Here is an 18390-nt window from a genome sequence, read left to right as displayed (position 1 = left end):
TTCAAGATTGGAATCGTATTCGTGAACAATTCTGGAATTGTCTCGCCGTCCGCTGGAGCGCTGCCCCGAGGTTTTCCTTTCAGAACCAGTATCGAGAACCGGAAAGAATAGGGTGCCTATTTTGGGCGCGCCGGGAATGGCCGTCGCCACGACTTCGTAAGCACGCTTCATTTTCGACATCAATTTTGCTGATTGCTAGGGTTATTCTGCATACGGATTCTTTTTCGAACGAACGCGTCTCGGCAAGCGCTTCGCCTCCAGAAGAAGCCCGGTATCATCAGTGCCGGCATCCGCGAGCGAGGCGAGGGGGGATTCAAAACCGAGCGCCTGAAGAACAGCTGCGACATTTCCGATCGCAATCCCGGGGTCGCCGTTCTCGAGTTTTGAGAGCGTGTTCACGGAAATCCCGGCGCGCTCTGCCACCAGTGCCTGGGGTAGGCGACGCTTCAAGCGCGCCGTACGGATATTTTCGCCGAGGAGGCGAACGGATTCTTCAACTGCGAACGATGCTCTCATACTTCACGAATCCTATGAATTAATTTGTTTTGTTCATAAGATACGTGAAATTATACGTCGGTCAACAAGCTAGGATCAACTAAGTGTTTACTTGATCTTCTTCTTCGATTATCAGTGAATTCCGAGATATTTAACAAAGCTGAATAATTTCTTTTATTCACACTATATTTAGAGTTAAAAGGTTTTATTTACCTTATTTTGCGAATTGAGATTATTTCTATAAAGGGGGTTCGTCAGGTAATGACGTTGAGTTCCAGTTATCGATTGGTCAATGCCTGCCGTTTTGAGTGCTGTTTCCAGCTTTTCGCTCGCCTGTAAGTCTTCTTCTGTCGAGTCTTCTCCAAAAACCGAATTCCCGGACACGCGTCCAGTGAGTCACCGTTCAGCCGATATTGAGAACAGCTGCGGGCGGTTTCGATTTTGCCCTCAGTTAAAGACGCACATCACACTTCGATGCGTTCGTCGTGGCCTCACGCTCTCCTCTCGTTGACGGGACCGGTCTGATTTTAGCCTCATCAGCTTTTATGATGTCATTTATGAGGTGACGCGTTTAAAAGGCTTTTCAGAGCACATCTGCAGAAAGAGGACGCCTCAAGGCAAAGGAAATTCGTGCGAAATACGTTCGGCAATGCTTCCGATAGCAGGAATTTGAAGCGAAATCACTGCACTCCCTTTTAATTCGGGAAGGTCACGAAAAGAAGTTGCCTATGGTGCTTCAAGCCGCTTCGGGCAACGGCCTTCAATACTTCGGAAGATTTCTTTTTCGTTCTATTCGACTGTGTCGATTTACTTCGAATGATCGAAATGTTTGTTTGCGAAGTTCCGATGCGTCATTCGATCTTTCAGAATGATCTTGCGACATTCGTCTTCGATGTGCCGCAACGCACTCTTCGAACCGACGCCGTTGCAAGGTCGTTCTCGGGCTGCGCCGTCGATCAAGAGACGCACACTCAGATACAAGCCGGACGGGGTCGCTCGCTGCGACTACCTCGTCACGCTGCGGCCGTACCGCCTATAACCGCCGCGCAACGATCCCGGACAGCGGGCTGCTGCCGTTCGAACGACAAAGGATCGCATGAAGTCGCGTCCTTACCTACGACTTATACCCAGTGATAATCACGTTGATCAGATCATCTCTTCGGATGATTGCAAATCACGCCGGCAGCCTCCAATCCCTTGATTTCGCGCCGACGTCACTTTCGCATGCACGCCGCAGGGGGCTTTATATCGGGATTTACCCGAATTTTAGAACGCGTTCTTCAGGCTTCTCGCTTGCGAATATTCGCCGTGCCTCATCCGCAAGCAGCCCAACCTTTCGGCCCGTCGCCCCGAACACTCGGGGCATGAGGAACAGTCGGGCGGCAGATGCGCCGCTTCGGGTGAGGATCTTCGGTTTCTCCCTTCTATGGAAGGACCGTTGCCGCCGAGCAAAGCCTCCTTTGCGCTCGCTAGAGAGCTCCACACAGGCAGCCGAGGCTCGACTCGACCCGAATTCAACAAGCGCTCGGGACGCGATGCGCATCCGAGACGGTAGTTTTAGGCTGCACAACGTGCTGTGCGGTCCATAAGGAAGTCACGCAAATGGACCTTTCCAACAAGAAAATCGACGACTACGTGCTTAAGCTCGGCGAAAAGACCGTCAAGCCGATCTTCCAGGGAGGAATGGGCGTCAATATCTCCACGAAGGAGCTCGCGCTCGAGGTTGCACGCCTGGGCGGCGTCGGCCACATTTCCGACGCGATGATGCCCGACGTCGCCGACCGTCTCTACAACACGCGCTTCACGTCGTTGAAGGCCCGTCAGTGCAAGTCTATGGCCGGCATCGACCCCAAGCCCGACATGCATTTCGACCCGATCGAAATCGAACGCGCCACGCGCATGTACGTCCAGGACGTCATGAGTGCAAAGAAGGGCGACGGCCTCGTCTTCATCAACTGCATGGAAAAACTCACGATGAACGACGCGGGCGAAACGCTTCGCCACCGTCTCAATGCCGCGCTCGACGGCGGCATCGACGGCATCAGTCTTTCCGCGGGTCTGCACACGTCTTCTTTTGCGATGATGGCTGACCATCCGCGTTTTCGCGATGCCAAGCTCGGCATCGTCGTCTCGAGCGTGCGCGCGCTCAACATCTTTCTGCGCCGCACGGCAAAGACGAACCGTCTGCCCAACTTTGTCGTCGTGGAAGGGCCGCTCGCAGGCGGGCACCTGGGCTTCGGCCTCGAGGACTGGCAGAAGTTCGACCTCGCGACGATTACGGGCGAAGTCATTGCCTTCCTCAAGGAAAAGTCGCTCGACATCCCCGTGATTGCCGGGGGCGGCGTCTTTACCGGTACGGACGGCGTACGCCTGCTTGAAGCGGGCGCCGCCGGCGTGCAGGTTGCCACGCGCTTCACGATTGCCAAGGAATCCGGCATACCCTCGGCTGTGAAGCAGCAGTATTTCAACGCCGAAGCCGGCGACGTCGTCGTGAACGGCATTTCGCCCACGGGCTACCCGATGCGCATGCTTGCGAACTCGCCTGCGATCAACTCCGACGCGAAGCCCCAGTGCGAAGCATACGGCTACATGCTCGACCACGGCGACTGTCAGTACCTCAAGGCCTATCGCGAGGCGCTCGCAGCCGACCCGAGCGTGAAGCGCCCGCACATTGCTTCAAAGACGTGCCTCTGCTTCCAGATGCGCGCCTACAAACTCTGGACGGTGGGCGCTACTGCCGCTCGCTTGAAGGAAACCTCCGTTCGTCTGCCCGACGGCACATGGTACGAACCGCCCGCCGAAGCGATCATGCTCGACTATCTCCAGTCGACGAACGACGAAATTCGTTTGCCCGAAGTCCCGTCTTCGGTTCTCGCAGCGCACGCTACGCCGCAGAATTCGCCGATGACATCCTGCGCAGCGAGTTAACGGCAGGCGCTTGAACGCTCCAACAACGACATCCCAAAAAGACGCGCGCCCGGACGAAAATCCGGGCGCGCCGTCTTTTGACAAACGTGATGGACTTTTCAAGCAGCCGTCAGAATCGCCTTGCAACATCCATGGCAATCTTCGCGAGCCCCGTCTGCGCGCAAATCACGCCGCAAATGATCATCGTCCCGCCCATGATGCCGATGTAGGAAATCGATTCGTTGAGGATGAAAATCCCGCCGAGAATGGTCGCCACGGGCGCAAAGTAGCTCCAGATCCCGGCAGCGGATGCACCGATGTTGCGCGTCACGACGTGCCAAAGCGCCCAGCAGATCGCTAGCGCCCCGACCGAGAGAAAGAGGAGGTTGCCGAGAACGACCGGGTCCGTGAGGAGGAAGGCTTCCGTCTTGAATTCCGTGTAATAAAAGGGGAAGGCCCCGAGAAGGCCGTAACCCATGGATTTGCGCAGCATCAGGAGGGGCGGCAGGTCGCCCGCTGCACGCAAGAGCATCGAATAGAGCGCAAAACCCGCCGCCGCCCCGAACGACCACCCGATCACGGCAAGCGGCATCTCCTGCATGACGCAGCTGTCAAACCCCAGAAGAACGAGACCCGTTGCCGCCGCACAGGCGCCAAGCCCCATGAGCCAGTGAACGGGCTTGCGAAAGAGCGCCACCGCAACCGCACCGATCAGAATGGGCGCCATGGTCGAAGCGATTGCCACGGTCGACGCGCTGCCGATATCGAGCGCAATGTTTTGAAGACCGTAATAGACGGGTACCAGCGTGAGTCCCAAGAGAACGCAGAGACCTTCGTCGCGGGGAGTGCCCGCGTAAACGATCTTCGGCGATATGAATATCAGAACGCCGTAGGCAAGCACGACGCGAAGCACCAGAACGGCCCACGGACCCATGCCGTGGTCATAGAGCACCTTCGTCGAGATCGGGGTGAGCCCCCAACAGACGATGACAAAAAGGGCGAGGAGGTGAAATCCGAAGCGTTTGACGATGGACATACGGGTCCCGAAGTGTGACAGAATTTTACAATTTTACACTCATCTCCTTGAAATTTCTTCGATTTCCGTCAAAAACACCTGCCCGGACGGTCGCCGCGCTTTCTCAGTAAAAAAGAAAACCCGCCGGAGTTGTCGCTCTGACGGGTTCGTTTGTCGGATTGGGCTTTTGCGCCGGCCGGATCAATCCTTCTTGCGCATGAGAATGAAGCGCATCATGTTGGCCGAGAGGAGCTTGCCGAGGAGAATGATGCCGAGGCAGGCACCGATCGTGGTCGGCACGCAGAGCGCACCCGAAGCGTCGGTGAGTGTAAAGATCACGACGCCCGAGGAGAGGAAGTTGCCGATCGCAGCACCTGCCGTCATCTGGAAGGTCGCGAAAATGAGCGTTTCGCGCTCGGTGAGGCGACCTTCATCCTTGAGCGTGCGCGTGAGCGCCGCACCCGCGTCGGTCGACTGCAGCGAAGCAATGATCGAAAGGGCGGTGTAGCCCGGAAGGCCCAAGATCGGGCGAAGGATGACGGTCAAAAGACGCCCGGCAGCCTTGATGGCGCCGTAGTGTTCGAACACGTTCACCATGGCGACCGAGAGCATCACGGAGGGCACAAGCGTCAAGGCGAACATGAAGCCGTCGATGGCACCCGAACCGCCTTTGCCGCGGAAGCTCGCCATCTGCGTCGTGAGTTCGCCGCCCGATTCGGTCACTTTCGAGACGAGCTGGCCGAAGCTGCCGTTCAAGACCGTGTAGTCGAAGATCCCCCACCATCGGTCGGACACCATCAGACCCGAAAAGAAGAGAACGGCGATGATGAGAGAGATGTAGCCGCCGATCGTTACCTTTTCTTCTTCGGGTGCGACGGGCGCTTCTTCTTTGCTGGACATTGTTGTCTCCCAGTCGTTGCGTGCCTTGCAAGCACTATTTTTGTCGTTGTCGGAAGGACGCCGGAATGCCGACTTGGGCAGGCCGTCCGACGCCGCTGGCCCCGGAAATCCTGTGCCGAACTCGTTTGCGAACATGCGCCGGACACAATACCTCCTTTGGGGAGCGTCTCTGCATTTTATAGAAGACGTTCGGTTTTCATATCGGCAATTTTGCTCAGAAGGCGTCCTCTGCAGGAAAATGGATGCGCAGCCGCAACAGAATGCCGCTTCTTTGCATTTCAGAGCGCCAAACGGCAACCGTTTGTCGACTTAACCGAGTCTTTTGTCGCCCGCGGCGCTCACTAAGCTCGACCGGGACGCCTCAAAGCGTCAGTTCCATTTTGATTTCCATAACGGTGCCTTCGTCCGTGCGCCAGGACGTGTTTTCAGCCGTTTCCACCACACGAAAACCGATGCGCTCATACTGACGGATCGCGTCCTCAAGCGACGCCGCCGTCCAGAGCACGAGCCGCTCGAAGCCGACAGAGCGCGCTTTTTCAAGAAGTGCCCCCATGAGCTTCCCGCCGATCCCTTGTCGGCGGCAGGTCTCTTCGACCGCAAAGAGCCGCAGCTGGCCGACCTTCGGGTCGTCGGTTGGGCAAAGCATGATCGAGCCGACGGGCCGGTCACGCTCGTCCGTGGCGACCCAAAGTTCATCGGTATCGGGGGATCGGCGCTTCGGGAATTCGAGCGCAATCTTCCGTGCATAGTCGATGAAGCCGGGGCCCCAGGCATATTCGCCGCTATAGAGCCGCTCGTGCAGATCCGCGACGTACTGTTCTTCACTCGGCTTGAATGCTCGTACCACGTAGTTCATGCTTCACCTCGCTCGGTTTCTCTGCGCTGACAGTACGTTCGGTGAAATGCACTCAATGCGCAGCGCCGCTTCGAAACAGAATCCGTAAACGACGCCCTTGGGCGGCTCGTCGTATCATCCATACTGTTGCACGGAATTTATGGATGAGTCTAATGCTTCTCGATCAGCTTCACCTCAAGCTCCAAATGGGCGCCCACCCGCATTACTACGACACCGCGGGCGCGATGCTTCCGGGCGTCGCCAACCGCATGGGCGTACCGATGAGCGTTGTACGAGAAGCTGCGCGAGACATCATTCGGCTCGGTGAAACCCGCGCGCTCCTCACGGAGGCCGCTTCCGTGAAGCTCGTAACCCACGAGGTCATTCTCGTCGTCGGTCTTGTGCTCGCAGGCGACTGGCGAATGACTTTTGAAGAGAAGCTCGAAGCGACGCGGCATTACCTCCCGTTTCTCACCAACTGGGCCACGTGCGACACCTTTGCGCAGGCCTTTCGCGACTTTGAGCAAAACCGAGCGGCGGGCAGGACCTTTATCGAATCGCTGCTCGTGAGCGAGTCGCCTTGGTACGTGCGTACGGGTCTCGTTCTCATGCTCCACCACTACATCGACCGCAACGAACTCGATTGGGTTCTCGAGGGTTTTTCCAATCAAAACGTCCGGGCACACGCACGCCGCTACTACTACGTCTCCATGGCGCTCGCTTGGGCGGCATCGATTTTCTTCATCCGTTTCCCCGACGAAATCGCAACGTGGCTGCGCGAATCCGCAGAAACCCAGTCGGTCGACATCGTCACGATACGGCGAGCCGTGCAGAAGGTGCGCGACAGTTATCGTGTTTCCGACGATGCGAAGAAGTCGCTCACGCTCGCCATCAAGACAATCGCAGCGAACCTGCCGCCCTGCACGGTCTATGCCTCAAAACCCAAAGACGGGCTCGACGTCCCGAGCGGGGCAGTCGAAACGCCCGCTGGCAGCCGATAGCCGCCCGGCGGCGACTGCCGCACGGCTTGAAAACGAGGGCAGTGCGGGCACAGATTCAAGAAAACCCGAAGACTAGTGACACACGCCTGCTACAATCGTGGCGTGCGCGCCCAGAGCGGCATCTGCCGCAGCGGCCGACGAAGATAAGCGAGCTCGCCCCTGTAGTCTCATTCGGACGCAGGACCGAAGCCGCGCGCAGCTTTCGCACTCAGCGAGTCGTCCGCCGACCGCCCAAACACTCTCCCTCGGAACCCCAAAAATGAGAAAGTTTCTCAGCGAATTTCAGGCCTTCATTTCCCGCGGCAACGTGCTCGACCTCGCCGTTGCGGTCATCATCGGCGCGGCGTTTTCGAAGATTGTCGACAGTCTTGTGAAGGACATCGTCAACCCGATCCTCGGCGTGCTCGTCGGTCGCCCCGACTTTACGAACCTCTTTATCGTGCTCAAGCCCGTTGAGGGGTACACGGGCCCCAATACCTACGAGGCACTCGTCAAGGCGGGCGCCACGGTCTTCGGCTACGGCGCGTTCCTCACGGCCGTCATCCAGTTCCTGCTCCTCGCCTTCGCGGTCTTCTGGCTCATCAAGATCGTGATGACGGCACGCGCGAAAATTGCCGAAACGGCCGAAAAGCTGCTTTCGGACGAAAAGACGGCTGCGCTTGAAGCCGAGAAGGCAAAGGCCGAAGAAAAGGCCAAAGAGAAGGCGGCCGAAGCCGAAAAAAAAGCAAAGGAAGACGCCGCACAGGCCGCGATCCAGGCCGCGGCAAAGAAGTCCGACGCCGAAACGGTGGCGCTTCTCACCGAAATCCGCGACCTTCTCAAAAAGACCGCGTGATCGACTCAGGCGCTGCGTCGCGCATTCAAAAAAACAAAACGCCCGCACTTCGTTTGAACGCACGATGCGGGCGTTTTTGTCGGGCGTCTTGCGCCGAGAGCGAACCCCGGCCGAAAGGCCGACCGGGTCGCTCGAACGATGTTTCCAGCCGATTAGGCCTTGAAAGCGGCTTCAAGGGCAGGGACAACCTGCTTCTTGCGGCTCATGACGCCGGGCAGCCAAATCTTGTCGGCAAGTTCGGCGCCGAAAGCAGCGGCGATCTTCGCGGGATCGTCCGAAGCCATCAGGAGGCGCGAACCTTCCTTCATGATGTCGGTGAGGAGCAGCATTGCCGTGTGACGGCCTTCGCCCTTCATGACGGCGAGCTCTTCGAGGAGTTCGGGGATGCGGTCTTCGATGATCGCGAGGTCAACGAGTTCGAGCTGACCGACGCCGACTTTGGCGCCCGACATGTTGAAGTCCTTGAAATCGCGGCAGATCAGCGCGCGCGGCGCGACGCCCGCAACGGCGGACTTCGCGGTGAAGAGTTCCATGCCGAGAGCCTGGAGGTCTTCAATGCCGGCGATCTTCGCGAGCTCTTCGGCAGCACGGCGGTCGGCGGGCGTGCAGGTCGGCGACTTGAAGATCACCGTATCCGAAAGGATCGCGCAGAGCATCGCGCCCGCGATGTTGGCGGGGATTTCGATGCCGAGGAAGTCGTACATGCCCTTCAGAATCGTGTTCGTGCAGCCAACGGGCATGATCACGCATTCGACGGGCGAGGAGGAGGTGACGTCGCCGAGCTTGTGGTGGTCGACGATGCCCTTCAGATTCGCCTGCGCGAAGTCCTCGGGCGCCTGGCCGAGGTCGGAGTAGTCGACGAGGTAGACGTCTTCGCCGGCAACGGACGTGATCACTTCGGGGGCCTTGAGACCGAAGCGCTCGAGCACGAACGCGGTTTCGGGCGCGGGCTCGCCCTGCGCGCGCGCGACGACGTCAAGGCCGCGGGCCTTGTAAAGGTGCTCGCAGGCAATGGCGGAAATGATGCTGTCGGTGTCGGGGTTCTTATGACCGAGAATGATGGCGGACACTTGCTTCTACCTTCTCAAAAATGTTGTGCCGCGCGGGCGGGCGCCTGCGCGGGCGTGGGTTCTTGTTGATTGCGTTGTTCCGTTTCGGGCTCAAAAGGGCGGGGCCGCGGGGTCGCTTCGCCCGGGCCCGTCCTCGAGCGAATCCGATCATTTTAGGAAGGTTCTCGCTTTCGTGCACTCTCGCGCATGTCATTTCCACGCGGGCAGTCGACAAAACCGCCCGCAGCAGCCTCGCATTTCTTCGTCTCAAGACTGCCGTTCGGCTTAGCTAAACGCTTTTCTCTTTAGCAATAGCTTGTACCTAACAAACCGATCGCTTCGGATATCCTCTCAACTCGCCATACGCAAAAGGCAGATCAAGCTCCCAATCATGCTTAGAAGTATTTCCTCGTAAGATCGATCCGATTTGTTTTCAGTGTCTTCGGGTTATTTTCCATAAAAATCTCGATTAAAGCGCACGGTTATTCCTAAAGCTACATAACGATACTTGCGCTACGTTCCTACATGGAAATTACTAAGTCTTAAGTTCTAAGTAATCCTTAGGATTAGCCCGTTTGAGGTGCAACGACCGACGCCGTCGGCCGGAAAGCAGTCGCGACAAAGAACTGCACGCGCCTCGCCAAAAGACCTCGAGCGGGTCGCGCATGCCTACTTTTTCCGCGCGATGCCTGCCGATGTCGTAAGGAGAGACAAAAAGATGAATCATCAGATCGGCGCGGGCTCGGGCCCGCAGCTCTCGCGGCGCACTTTCTTGGGCGCCGCAGCGGGCGCTGCCGGTGCGGCCTTCGCACCGGGCGCCTCCGTGGCGGAGCTCGTTCGTGAAGTCGAAGCCCTGAAGAAGGACGGCTGGGAACCCCACCCGTGTGCCTGCAATATGTGCGGCGGCTACTGCGGACTGCTTGCCATGCATAAGAAAGGCACGAAGCCCTCACCCGAAACCGTGCGCATCATGCCCAATCCCACGCACCCGCAGCGCGGCTGCTGCGCGCGCGGCGCGTCGGCCATGTGGGTCTGGAACCACCCGATGCGTCTTCGCAAGCCCATGAAGCGCGTGGGCGAGCGCGGCAGCGGCGAATTCAAGGAAATTTCCTGGGACGAAGCGTTTGACGAAATCGCCGCCCGCGTCAAGGACATCGTTTCGCACTACGGCGAACACGCCGTGACGATGACGAGTCACAACTTCTCGGGCTTCCAGCAGTGGTTCGGCGCCGCGCTCGGCACGCCCAACATCGTGAGCCACTCGTCGACCTGTAATTCCGCCTCGGTCGCCGGCCGCCGCGCAGTCTTCGGCAAGGGCTTTGACGGTGCGGGGAAGGTCGAACCCGACTATGCACGCTGCCGCTATCTGCTCCTCATCGGCCGCACGCTCAACTGCGCCATGGGCGTCGCGTCGGTATTCGCCAAGGCCAAAGAAAACGGTGCGCGCGTTGTTTTCGTCGATCCGCGCATGCCCGAAGGCGCGCTCTCGGCCGCTGAATGGGTGCCGATTCGGCCGGGTACGGACTCGGCGTTTCTGCAGGCGTTGATTGCCGTAGGCGTACGCGAAAACCTCGTCGACCGCGCATTCCTCGCCAAGCATTCGAATGCACCGTACCTTATCGAAAAGAACACTCGCCGCCCCGTTTATGCCAAAGCCTGCGGGCTTGCCGAAAACGGCTACGTCGTCATGGACGAGGCGTCGGGCGGTTTTGCCGCGATGGGGCTCCACTGCGACGAAAAGGGCGCCGTGAAGGGCTTCAACGAACCCGCAGGCATCAAGCCCGTGCTTGACTTCGAGGGTGAAATCGAAGTGAACGGCACGCGCATGGCCGTAGAGACGGCTTTTGCCGCCTTCATGCGCGAAGCGAACGCCTGGACGCCCGAAAGAGCCGCCGCCGAGACAGGCATCCCCGCCGAGACGATCGTTCGCATTGCACGCGAATTCTTTACGCTCGAAGGCGTTTGCGACGACGGCTGGTATTCCGCGCGCAACGGCAACGACACGCCCGCCTACCAGCTGATGAGCCTCATCAACGTCTTTGCGGGCAACATCGACCGCGAAGGCGGCTTCGTCGTCACGCAGGGCGGCGGATACTCCGCCCCGGGCGTCAAGGCCGGCAAGGGCCCCGACGGCCAGAAGTGGGCGGTGCCGAAGGAAAAGGCGCTCGACAAGAAGTACTACCCGGAAGGTTCGGGCACGTTCTCGGCGCTCTTTAACGCCATGACGAAGAGCGACCCGTACCCGATCCGCGCCGCTTTCGTGACGGGGACGACGATGTTCCATCGCGAAGCGAACTCCGCGCGCCTCGAAGAAGCCATGAAGGCGCTCGATCTTCTCGTCGTCCAGGACATCTTCCCGCACGAAATCATCGATTACGCGGATTTTGTGCTCCCGACGACGTTCTTCCTCGAGTGGCATGAGTACGCCGGCCTCAAGTGGTGCCTCGACGGGTGCGTGCAGAAGAACGACGCCGGTCTCGTGCCGCCCGAAGGGTGCGACGCACGCGAAGAAATCTGGCAGTTCTGCGAAATTCTGCGCCGCGCCTATCCCGAGCGCGCCGCCGAGCGCTTGGGCTACGACCACGAAATGAAGACGCGGGAAGAATTCCGCGCCTGGCTCGACGCCAAGCACGACAAGGCCTGGGCGAAGTTCATCGCGAAGAAGAACGCCGAAAAAGCGGGCGAGGGCGACCGCATCGCACGCGACGTTGAAAAGAACGGCTGGGCGCTTGCCGCGAAGAAAAAGTTCGGCCAGTATCCGACGAAGAAGTGCTTCGGCACGCCCACGGGCAAACCCGAACTCGTGAGCTTCCTTTGCGCGGAAAAGTACGAAACGAAGGGCTGGAAGGCCGTGCCGACCCACGAGGCGGAACTCGCCTACACGGAACCGAAGCCGCGCTCAAACGAATTCGTGCTCGTTTCCGGCAAGGACAGCGCGTCGTGCTCGGGCGTGACGCTCTTCACGTGGCCGACGAAGTTCTTGGGGGACCGCACCCTCTGGATCAATCCCGTCGACGCCGAACGCCTCGGCATCCGGACGGGCGACACGATCGAAGTCGAAGGGCTCGACAACGGCGTCAAGGGGACGACCAAGGTGACGGTGACGAACCGTGTGATGCCAGGCGTTCTCTTCTCGCACGGGTTCTCCGGAGGCGTTCGCACGAAGAAGCTCCACCCGGCCTATGCCTGGACGCGCGAAGGCGTCAATTCGCATTGGTTTGCCACGGGCTACCGCGAACCCGTCACGGGATCCCTTGCCAACAATTCCTCGGTACGCATCAAGCGCATCTGACGGAGGTAGCAGTACATGTCTACGAAAGAACAAAAGAAGCTCGCGCACCTCTTTGACGCGACCCAGTGCGTCGGATGCTCGGCGTGCATCATCGCGTGCGCGCAGACGAATTATCCCGACCTTCTGGAAGGTGAAAACACGGGCTGGGGGTCGCTGCCGGCGAACATCCGCCGCGCAACGGTCGAACAGAGCCGCCGCCCGGTGCAGATTCTCGTGCAGTGCCAGCAGTGCGAAGACGCGCCCTGCGTAAAGGTCTGCCCCTTCGGCGCCAACGTCGTCGACCCCGAAACGGGCATGGTGAAGACGGATCCGAGCCGGTGCGTCGGCTGCGGGTACTGCGTCACCGCCTGCCCCTACGACGTACGCTGGATGCACCCGGTCTCGGGGCTGCCGGTCAAGTGCATGGGCGAAGGCTGCGAAGAGCTCGTGCGCAGGGGCGAGGCGCCCGCGTGCGTCTCGGTGTGCCCCGTGCACGCCCGAAGCTTCGGCGACATCAACAACGCCGACTCGGAAATTTCCCGCCGCATTGCTTCGTCGCGGTGTGAAAAGATCCTGCCTCAGAAAGGCACGAAGCCCAACTTCTTCGTGGTGGTATCGAAATGACGGCTGACATGCTCAATCTCACCCAACAGGTTGCGACGAGCCACTGGGGCTGGACGATCGCGCTCTTCCTCTGGCTCGTGGGGCTCTCCGGCATGAGCCTCACGCTCAACTTCTGGCTGCGCTCGAAGAAGGTGCTCCTTCTCTCGACGGTCGCCGGTGTCGCGGGGACGCTTCTCGTGGTTTCCCACTTGACGCGGCTCCTCAACCTCCCGTTTGCGGCGATCAACGCCCTTATGGAAGGGAGTCTCAACTTCGGCAGCTGGATGTTCATCGGCATCTGCATCCTTGCGGTCCTCTGCATCGTGACGGTGATCGAGTCGCTCCTCGTCATCGCCGCACAGAAGAAGGAACCCGAGAACGAGTACGAAACGTTCCTTGAGAGCGACATCGTCGCTTGGCTCAATGCCATTCTTGGCGTCGCCGCGACCGCGTACTCGGGCTTTCTTCTCACGCAGGCGGCGGGCGTTGCGCTCTGGAACACCGCGGCGCTTCCGGTTCTCTGGCTCCTTTCGGGCCTTGCCTGCGCCTTCGGTCTCGTTGAAATGCTCGAAAGCGGTAAGCAGCTCGACGTCCATGCGCCGCACGGCCTCACGACCGCCGCCGACGTCGCGCACATTGCCGAAGCGCTCGTGCTCTTTGCGTTCGTGCAGTCGGCTTTCTCGGGAACGCCGGGTGCCGCTGCGGGCGCGGAAGCACTCGTTGCGGGCGCGCAGGCCACGCTCTTCTGGGGCGGCGCCGTCTTTGTCGGCATCGTGGTGCCGCTCGTCATGAACCGCATCGGCAAGAGCCTCCCGAACCTCGGCCTCATCACGGGCGCTGCGTCGATCGTGGGTGCGCTTGCGCTTCGCGCGGCGATCCTCTTTGCGGGCTACTTCGATCCGGTTCTGCTCTAAAAGCACATCAGCCGATCGACTGATCGCCTGAAAAACTCGGGGCGTACGGCTTGAGCACCGTGCGCCCCGATTGTTTCTCACGCTTGCACCGCACTTTTTCTTTGGCGTGCGTCTTCGACTGTCTGCCATCAAGAGGAGCAGCACCCCTTGCAATCGCGCGCCGAACGCAGCGTCGCCTCGTTTCCGTAAGCGCGCGACCAGCGGCAGATGCTTTTGAGAATCGGCAGCACCGAGCGGCCTTTCTCGGTGAGCGTGTACTCGACTCGCGGCGGAATCTCTGCGTACTGACGACGCTCGACAATGCCTTCGTCGGCGAGGGACTTGAGCGCCTGCGCGAGCACCGTGTCGGAGACGTTTGCCATCTCGCGGCGCAGCGCCGAGTAGCGCATCGTTTCGCTTGTACCGAGAAGGCAGAGAATCCGCGGCTTCCACTTGCCGCAGAAAATTTCAAAGCCGTATTCGAGCGGGCAGCGCTCTTCGTCGCCCGCAAGACCTTCGGTCTGTTCCTCCCGGCGAATCAGACACTTTCGGCGATCTTCGCCCATTTCGCTCACTCCTTTGCCTGCGCGGCCGTCTCTTCTTGCGGCGTCGGCTCGCGCACGCGTCTTTCTTTTGCACCGAGCACGGTCCGACCGCCGCTACGGGGGGCGAATTCATCTTGTTTTTTGCCCCGATCATGCTCGAATAACTCCCGGAAGAGTATAGAGGAGGCAATAGGAACAGAGCTTAGCAGAGCGCGCCCTCGCATTCGATTTCTTCAATCTTCTTATTCGATTTATCGAAACGACAGTGCCTTTTTCAAGGCTTTTCAAGCAACTTCCGTTTTTCGGATATAGCCAATTCCAATTCAGTCGATCGAATAGGGCTATTTACTACGTATTTTGTGAGCGACTCAGACGGCCGTCATCGCAGTTGTTCCGCAATAACCTGATTTCCTTGGAAACACCGTCAAAAGATTTTTTCGTCAACGAAAGCGGTTGAATTTTCTAAAAGTTCATTATTCCTTTCATGAATAGCGCATGTTCGTTTTCTAAGGGTCAACCCCCATTAGCGAGATGAAAGCCTCCTCCTAATGTACGAGCGTCAGGTCCCGACACCGAGCGTTTCGACTGTCGAGACCGGGTGACAAAAGACCCGCATGCGCGGTGCCGCTGCGGACGGCGCGAACACAAAGAGGTCGAGGACCCTCCGAGCGCTCGCGCCGCCGATCGCCGGACCCGAAGCCTCCCGCCGAAGGTCCCGTATCGGGGGAGCGGTGCGGCGCGACAAGGAGGACTCAATATGGAAAAGCAAACCCGAGAACAGACCGCCAACGCCGGCCTGAAGCTCTCGCGGCGAACGTTCGTGGGCGGCGCCGCCATGGCCGCTGCTGCGGGCGGCTTCGGCGCTTCTGCCTGGGCTTCGGCCAAGGAAGAGGTCGAGCGTCTCAAGGCCGAGGGCTGGGAAGCGCACCCGGTGGCCTGCTGCATGTGCGGTGCGCGCTGCGGCATGCTCGCGATGAAGAAGAAAGGCGAAAAGCCCTCGATGCAGACCGTGCGCATCTTCCCGAATCCGGACCATCCGCAGCGCGGCTATTGCGGCCGCGGCGCACAGGCGATCTGGGCCTGGGACCATCCGTTGCGCATCAAGAAGCCCCTGAAGCGCGTGGGCGAGCGCGGCGAAGGGAAATTCGAAGAAATCTCCTGGGATCAGGCGCTCGACGAAATCGCCGGCAAGATCAAGGAACTCGCCGCCAAGCACGGCGAACGCTCGATCTGCCTCACGTCCCATAATTTCACGGGCTATCAGAATTGGTTTGCGGCGCCCTTCGGCACGCCCAACGTCATTAACCATTCGGCCACCTGCAACTCCGCGTCGACGCTCGGTCGCCGCATGATCTTCGGGCCGACGTTCTCGGGCCTCGGCCTTGTCGAACCCGACTATGAAAACGCCCGCTATCTCCTCCTCGTCGGTCGTACCGTGAGCTGCGCCATCGGCGTGCAGACGACGATTGCGCGTGCCCGCGAGCGCGGCTGCAAGATCGTCTTCGTCGACCCGCGCATGCCGGAAACGGCCTGGGCGGACGCACAGTGGATCCCGATCAAGCCCGGTACCGATGCGGCCTTCCTGCACGCGATGATCTACGTCGGCCGCAAGGAAAAACTGGTCGACCTCGAGTGGCTCGCCCGCTGGACGAACGCGGCCTACCTCGTCGGCGAAGACCTGATGCCCGTTACCGAACGCGTCATGAAGGGCGAAGAGAGCGGAGCAAGCAACCGGCGCTTCGCCGTCATCTCGAAGTCGGACGGCTCGATGGTTTTCCAGGGCCCGAAGCTCAATGAAAAGGGTCAGCCCGTCGGCTTTGACGAAGACCCGACGCTTGAGCTTGCGCTCGACTGGACGGGCACGGTGACGACGGCCGACGGCCGCTCGATCAATGCGCAAACCGCCTATCACGCCTTCTGCGCCGTCAACGACAAGTATTCGCCCGAGGAAACCGCGAAGATCACGGGCATTCCCGCCGACACGATCATTGAAGCTGCGCGCGAATTCTTTACGCTCGGCGGCGTCTGCGACGACGGCTGGTACTCGTCGCGCAACGCCAACGACGTCGAAGCCTACGGCATGATGAACGTGCTCAACCTCTTCACGGGCCGGTTCGACCACAAGGGCGGCTGCATCATTACGGTGGGCGGCGGCTACGGCGGTCCGGGCATCAAGGCCGCGGGCAAGACCCGCACGGGTCCGACGGGCGTCAGCTGGGAATACAACGCCGGGAAGCCCCTCGACAAGCAGTTCTTCCCCGAAGGCATCGGCACGCTTTGGACGACCTTCGAAGCGATGAAGACCGGCAAGCCCTATCCGATCCGCGCGCTCATCATGACGGGCTGCTCGATGTTCCACCGCGAAGCCAATTCGCAGCGCCTCATCGACGCCTTCAAGTCGCTCGACCTCATCGTGAGTCAGGACATCCTTCCGCAGGAATCGAACGACTGGGCCGACTACGTGCTGCCGTCGACCTTCTTTATGGAAAATCACGAGTATCTCGGCGTCAACTACGCCCGCGACGGCTGGGTGCAGAAGTCCGATTCGACGCTCGATCCGCCCGAAGGCTGCGAGGCGCGCCACGACATCTGGCAGTTCATGGAACTCCTGCGCCGCATCAATCCGGAATACGCCGCGCGCGTGGGCTATACGAAGGAACTGAAGACCCGCAAGGAATGGCAGGCCTTCTGGGACAAGCAGATTGTCGACAAAGCCTGGGCGGGCTTCATCGCGAAGAAGAATGCCGCCAAGCCCGGCGAAGGCGACCGCATCGCCCGCGAAGTCGAGGAAAAGGGCTACGCGCAGACGGCCTGGAAGGTCTACGACCAGGTGCCTTACAAGCGCCCCTTCACGACGCCCACGGGCAAGGCCGAAATCGTCTCCTTCTACGTCCTCACGATGCCGTCGGCGAAAGGCATTCAGCCGATTCCGGAACACTACACGACGAAGGCCTACACGCATCCCAAGCCCCTCTCGGACGAATTCATCATCGTGTCCGGCAAGGACGGCGCGACGAACGCGGGCGTGACGCTCTTCACGTGGCCGACGAAGTTCTTGGGGGACCGCACGCTCTGGATCAATCCGGTCGACGCCGAGCGCCTCGGCATCAAGACGGGCGACACGGTTGAAGTAGAAGGGCTCGACAACCATGTCAAGGGCCGCACCAAAGTGACGGTGACGAACCGCGTGATGGCGGGCGTCCTCTTCTCGCACGGCTTCTCCGGGGGCGTTCGCACGAAGAACCTCCCGCCCGAATACGAGTGGGTGCGCGAAGGCATCAACACACACTGGTTCGCGACGGGCTACTCGCAGGTCTCCTGCGGGAACATGGCCAACAACGTTTCCGTGCGCATCAAGCGCGTCTGATGGAGGTCACTCATGAGTCAGAAAAAAGAAAAGCGTCTCGCGCACCTCTTCGACGCGACGCAATGTGTCGGGTGCTCCGCCTGCGTGGTTGCCTGCGCGCAGGTGAACTACCCGGACCTGCTCGAAGGTGAAAACTCGGGCTGGGCATGGCTGCCGGCGAATATCCGCAAGGCCACCGTCGAGCGTGCCCGCCGCCCGGTGCAGATCCTTGTGCAGTGCCAGCAGTGCGAGGATGCGCCCTGCGTAAAGGTCTGTCCCTTCGGCGCCAACGTCGTCGACCCCGAAACGGGCATGGTGAAGACGGACCCGGATCGGTGCGTCGGCTGCGGGTACTGCGTCACCGCCTGCCCCTACGACGTACGCTGGATGCACCCGAAGACGGGGCTCCCGGTCAAGTGCATGGGCGAAGGCTGCGAAGAGCTCGTCAGAAACGGGGAACTCCCCGCCTGCGTGTCGGTTTGCCCCGTGCATGCACGGAGCTTCGGCGACATCAATGACGAGAACTCGGAAATTTCCCGCCGCATTGCTTCGTCGCGGTGTGAAAAGATCCTGCCTCAGAAAGGCACGAAGCCCAACTTCTTCGTGGTGGTATCGAAATGACGGCTGACATGCTCAATCTCACCCAACAGGTTGCGACGAGCCACTGGGGCTGGACGATCGCGCTCTTCCTCTGG

The 18390-nt window shown here is 59.9% G+C and carries 14 protein-coding genes; 8 read left to right on the top strand and 6 right to left on the bottom strand.

Translation table 11 applies throughout. From position 1 onward, the window contains the following. Nucleotides 1-201: 201 nt before the first annotated feature. A complete protein-coding gene (locus H6A60_RS07690; RefSeq protein ID WP_205103066.1) occupies nt 202-516 on the bottom strand; it encodes a helix-turn-helix domain-containing protein in 315 nt (104 codons plus the stop codon). A 1581-nt stretch (nt 517-2097) separates the two neighbouring features. Here H6A60_RS07690 and H6A60_RS07685 point away from each other — a divergent pair. Further along, complete coding sequence (locus tag H6A60_RS07685; RefSeq protein ID WP_205103063.1) at nt 2098-3423, top strand: nitronate monooxygenase; 1326 nt, start codon at nt 2098-2100, stop codon at nt 3421-3423. A gap of 109 nt (nt 3424-3532) precedes the next feature. On the opposite strand, the gene H6A60_RS07680 is transcribed toward H6A60_RS07685, so the two are convergent. The 3 genes from H6A60_RS07680 to H6A60_RS07670 form a co-directional block, all read right to left on the bottom strand. After that, nucleotides 3533-4438 carry a DMT family transporter gene (locus H6A60_RS07680; RefSeq protein ID WP_205103061.1) on the bottom strand — a complete coding sequence of 302 codons (906 nt, stop codon included), beginning with the start codon at nt 4436-4438 and terminating at the stop codon, nt 3533-3535. Nucleotides 4439-4618: 180 nt separating this feature from the next. Continuing rightward, nucleotides 4619-5317: a nucleoside recognition domain-containing protein gene (locus tag H6A60_RS07675; RefSeq protein ID WP_205103059.1), complete on the bottom strand. Its 699-nt coding sequence runs from the start codon at nt 5315-5317 to the stop codon at nt 4619-4621. 361 nt (nt 5318-5678) lie between these two features. Then, nucleotides 5679-6173 (bottom strand): GNAT family N-acetyltransferase, encoded by a 495-nt coding sequence (locus H6A60_RS07670; RefSeq protein WP_205103057.1) that lies wholly within the window; start codon nt 6171-6173, stop codon nt 5679-5681. Nucleotides 6174-6316: 143 nt separating this feature from the next. Here H6A60_RS07670 and H6A60_RS07665 point away from each other — a divergent pair, with 143 nt between their 5' ends. Together H6A60_RS07665 and mscL are read left to right on the top strand one after the other, a co-directional pair. Continuing rightward, complete coding sequence (locus H6A60_RS07665) at nt 6317-7153, top strand: DNA alkylation repair protein (RefSeq protein ID WP_205103055.1); 837 nt, start codon at nt 6317-6319, stop codon at nt 7151-7153. Nucleotides 7154-7412: 259 nt separating this feature from the next. After that, a complete protein-coding gene (gene mscL / locus H6A60_RS07660) occupies nt 7413-7988 on the top strand; it encodes a large conductance mechanosensitive channel protein MscL (RefSeq protein ID WP_205103053.1) in 576 nt (191 codons plus the stop codon). Nucleotides 7989-8140: 152 nt separating this feature from the next. On the opposite strand, the gene H6A60_RS07655 is transcribed toward mscL, so the two are convergent. Beyond that, entirely contained in the window at nt 8141-9058 is a 918-nt protein-coding gene (locus tag H6A60_RS07655) for a manganese-dependent inorganic pyrophosphatase (protein WP_205103052.1), read from the bottom strand. Nucleotides 9059-9755: 697 nt separating this feature from the next. Between H6A60_RS07655 and H6A60_RS07650 the strand changes: the two genes are divergently transcribed. From H6A60_RS07650 to nrfD, 3 genes are read left to right on the top strand one after another with little or no spacing between them, the layout of a single operon-like run. Next, the gene (locus tag H6A60_RS07650) at nt 9756-12329 is read left to right on the top strand and encodes a molybdopterin-containing oxidoreductase family protein (RefSeq protein ID WP_205103051.1); all 2574 of its coding nucleotides are present in this window, start codon (nt 9756-9758) and stop codon (nt 12327-12329) included. Nucleotides 12330-12344: 15 nt separating this feature from the next. Further along, nucleotides 12345-12932, top strand: coding sequence for a 4Fe-4S dicluster domain-containing protein (locus H6A60_RS07645; RefSeq protein ID WP_205103050.1), 588 nt, complete (start codon nt 12345-12347; stop codon nt 12930-12932). After that, a complete protein-coding gene (gene nrfD / locus H6A60_RS07640) occupies nt 12929-13825 on the top strand; it encodes an NrfD/PsrC family molybdoenzyme membrane anchor subunit (RefSeq protein WP_205103049.1) in 897 nt (298 codons plus the stop codon). Before H6A60_RS07645 ends, nrfD begins: the two co-directional genes overlap by 4 nt. A 128-nt stretch (nt 13826-13953) precedes the next feature. Here nrfD and H6A60_RS07635 read toward each other — a convergent pair whose 3' ends face one another. Beyond that, nucleotides 13954-14370, bottom strand: coding sequence for a winged helix-turn-helix transcriptional regulator (locus H6A60_RS07635; RefSeq protein WP_205103048.1), 417 nt, complete (start codon nt 14368-14370; stop codon nt 13954-13956). 736 nt (nt 14371-15106) lie between these two features. On the opposite strand from H6A60_RS07635, the gene H6A60_RS07630 reads away from it, so the two are divergent. Together H6A60_RS07630 and H6A60_RS07625 are read left to right on the top strand one after the other, a co-directional pair. Further along, complete coding sequence (locus tag H6A60_RS07630; RefSeq protein WP_205103046.1) at nt 15107-17716, top strand: molybdopterin-containing oxidoreductase family protein; 2610 nt, start codon at nt 15107-15109, stop codon at nt 17714-17716. Between the two features lie 12 nt (nt 17717-17728). Continuing rightward, complete coding sequence (locus tag H6A60_RS07625; protein ID WP_205103043.1) at nt 17729-18316, top strand: 4Fe-4S dicluster domain-containing protein; 588 nt, start codon at nt 17729-17731, stop codon at nt 18314-18316. Nucleotides 18317-18390: the final 74 nt, after the last annotated feature.

The organism is Sutterella massiliensis (assembly GCF_016899755.1).
Lineage (GTDB): Bacteria > Pseudomonadota > Gammaproteobacteria > Burkholderiales > Burkholderiaceae_F > Sutterella > Sutterella massiliensis.
Note: the sequence above shows the minus strand (reverse complement) of the source record. Positions and strands in the feature narration are given on the sequence as shown.

Bases quoted from the DNA above. Each gene is read 5' to 3' on its own strand.
- H6A60_RS07685 (WP_205103063.1), top strand. From the start codon at position 2,098: ATGGACCTTTCCAACAAGAAAATCGACGACTACGTGCTTAAGCTCGGC.
- H6A60_RS07690 (WP_205103066.1), bottom strand. From the start codon at position 516: ATGAGAGCATCGTTCGCAGTTGAAGAATCCGTTCGCCTCCTCGGCGAA.
- H6A60_RS07645 (WP_205103050.1), top strand. From the start codon at position 12,345: ATGTCTACGAAAGAACAAAAGAAGCTCGCGCACCTCTTTGACGCGACC.
- H6A60_RS07625 (WP_205103043.1), top strand. From the start codon at position 17,729: ATGAGTCAGAAAAAAGAAAAGCGTCTCGCGCACCTCTTCGACGCGACG.
- H6A60_RS07670 (WP_205103057.1), bottom strand. From the start codon at position 6,173: ATGAACTACGTGGTACGAGCATTCAAGCCGAGTGAAGAACAGTACGTC.
- H6A60_RS07650 (WP_205103051.1), top strand. From the start codon at position 9,756: ATGAATCATCAGATCGGCGCGGGCTCGGGCCCGCAGCTCTCGCGGCGC.
- H6A60_RS07680 (WP_205103061.1), bottom strand. From the start codon at position 4,438: ATGTCCATCGTCAAACGCTTCGGATTTCACCTCCTCGCCCTTTTTGTC.
- H6A60_RS07665 (WP_205103055.1), top strand. From the start codon at position 6,317: ATGAGTCTAATGCTTCTCGATCAGCTTCACCTCAAGCTCCAAATGGGC.
- H6A60_RS07635 (WP_205103048.1), bottom strand. From the start codon at position 14,370: ATGGGCGAAGATCGCCGAAAGTGTCTGATTCGCCGGGAGGAACAGACC.
- H6A60_RS07675 (WP_205103059.1), bottom strand. From the start codon at position 5,317: ATGTCCAGCAAAGAAGAAGCGCCCGTCGCACCCGAAGAAGAAAAGGTA.
- H6A60_RS07630 (WP_205103046.1), top strand. From the start codon at position 15,107: ATGGAAAAGCAAACCCGAGAACAGACCGCCAACGCCGGCCTGAAGCTC.
- mscL (WP_205103053.1), top strand. From the start codon at position 7,413: ATGAGAAAGTTTCTCAGCGAATTTCAGGCCTTCATTTCCCGCGGCAAC.
- nrfD (WP_205103049.1), top strand. From the start codon at position 12,929: ATGACGGCTGACATGCTCAATCTCACCCAACAGGTTGCGACGAGCCAC.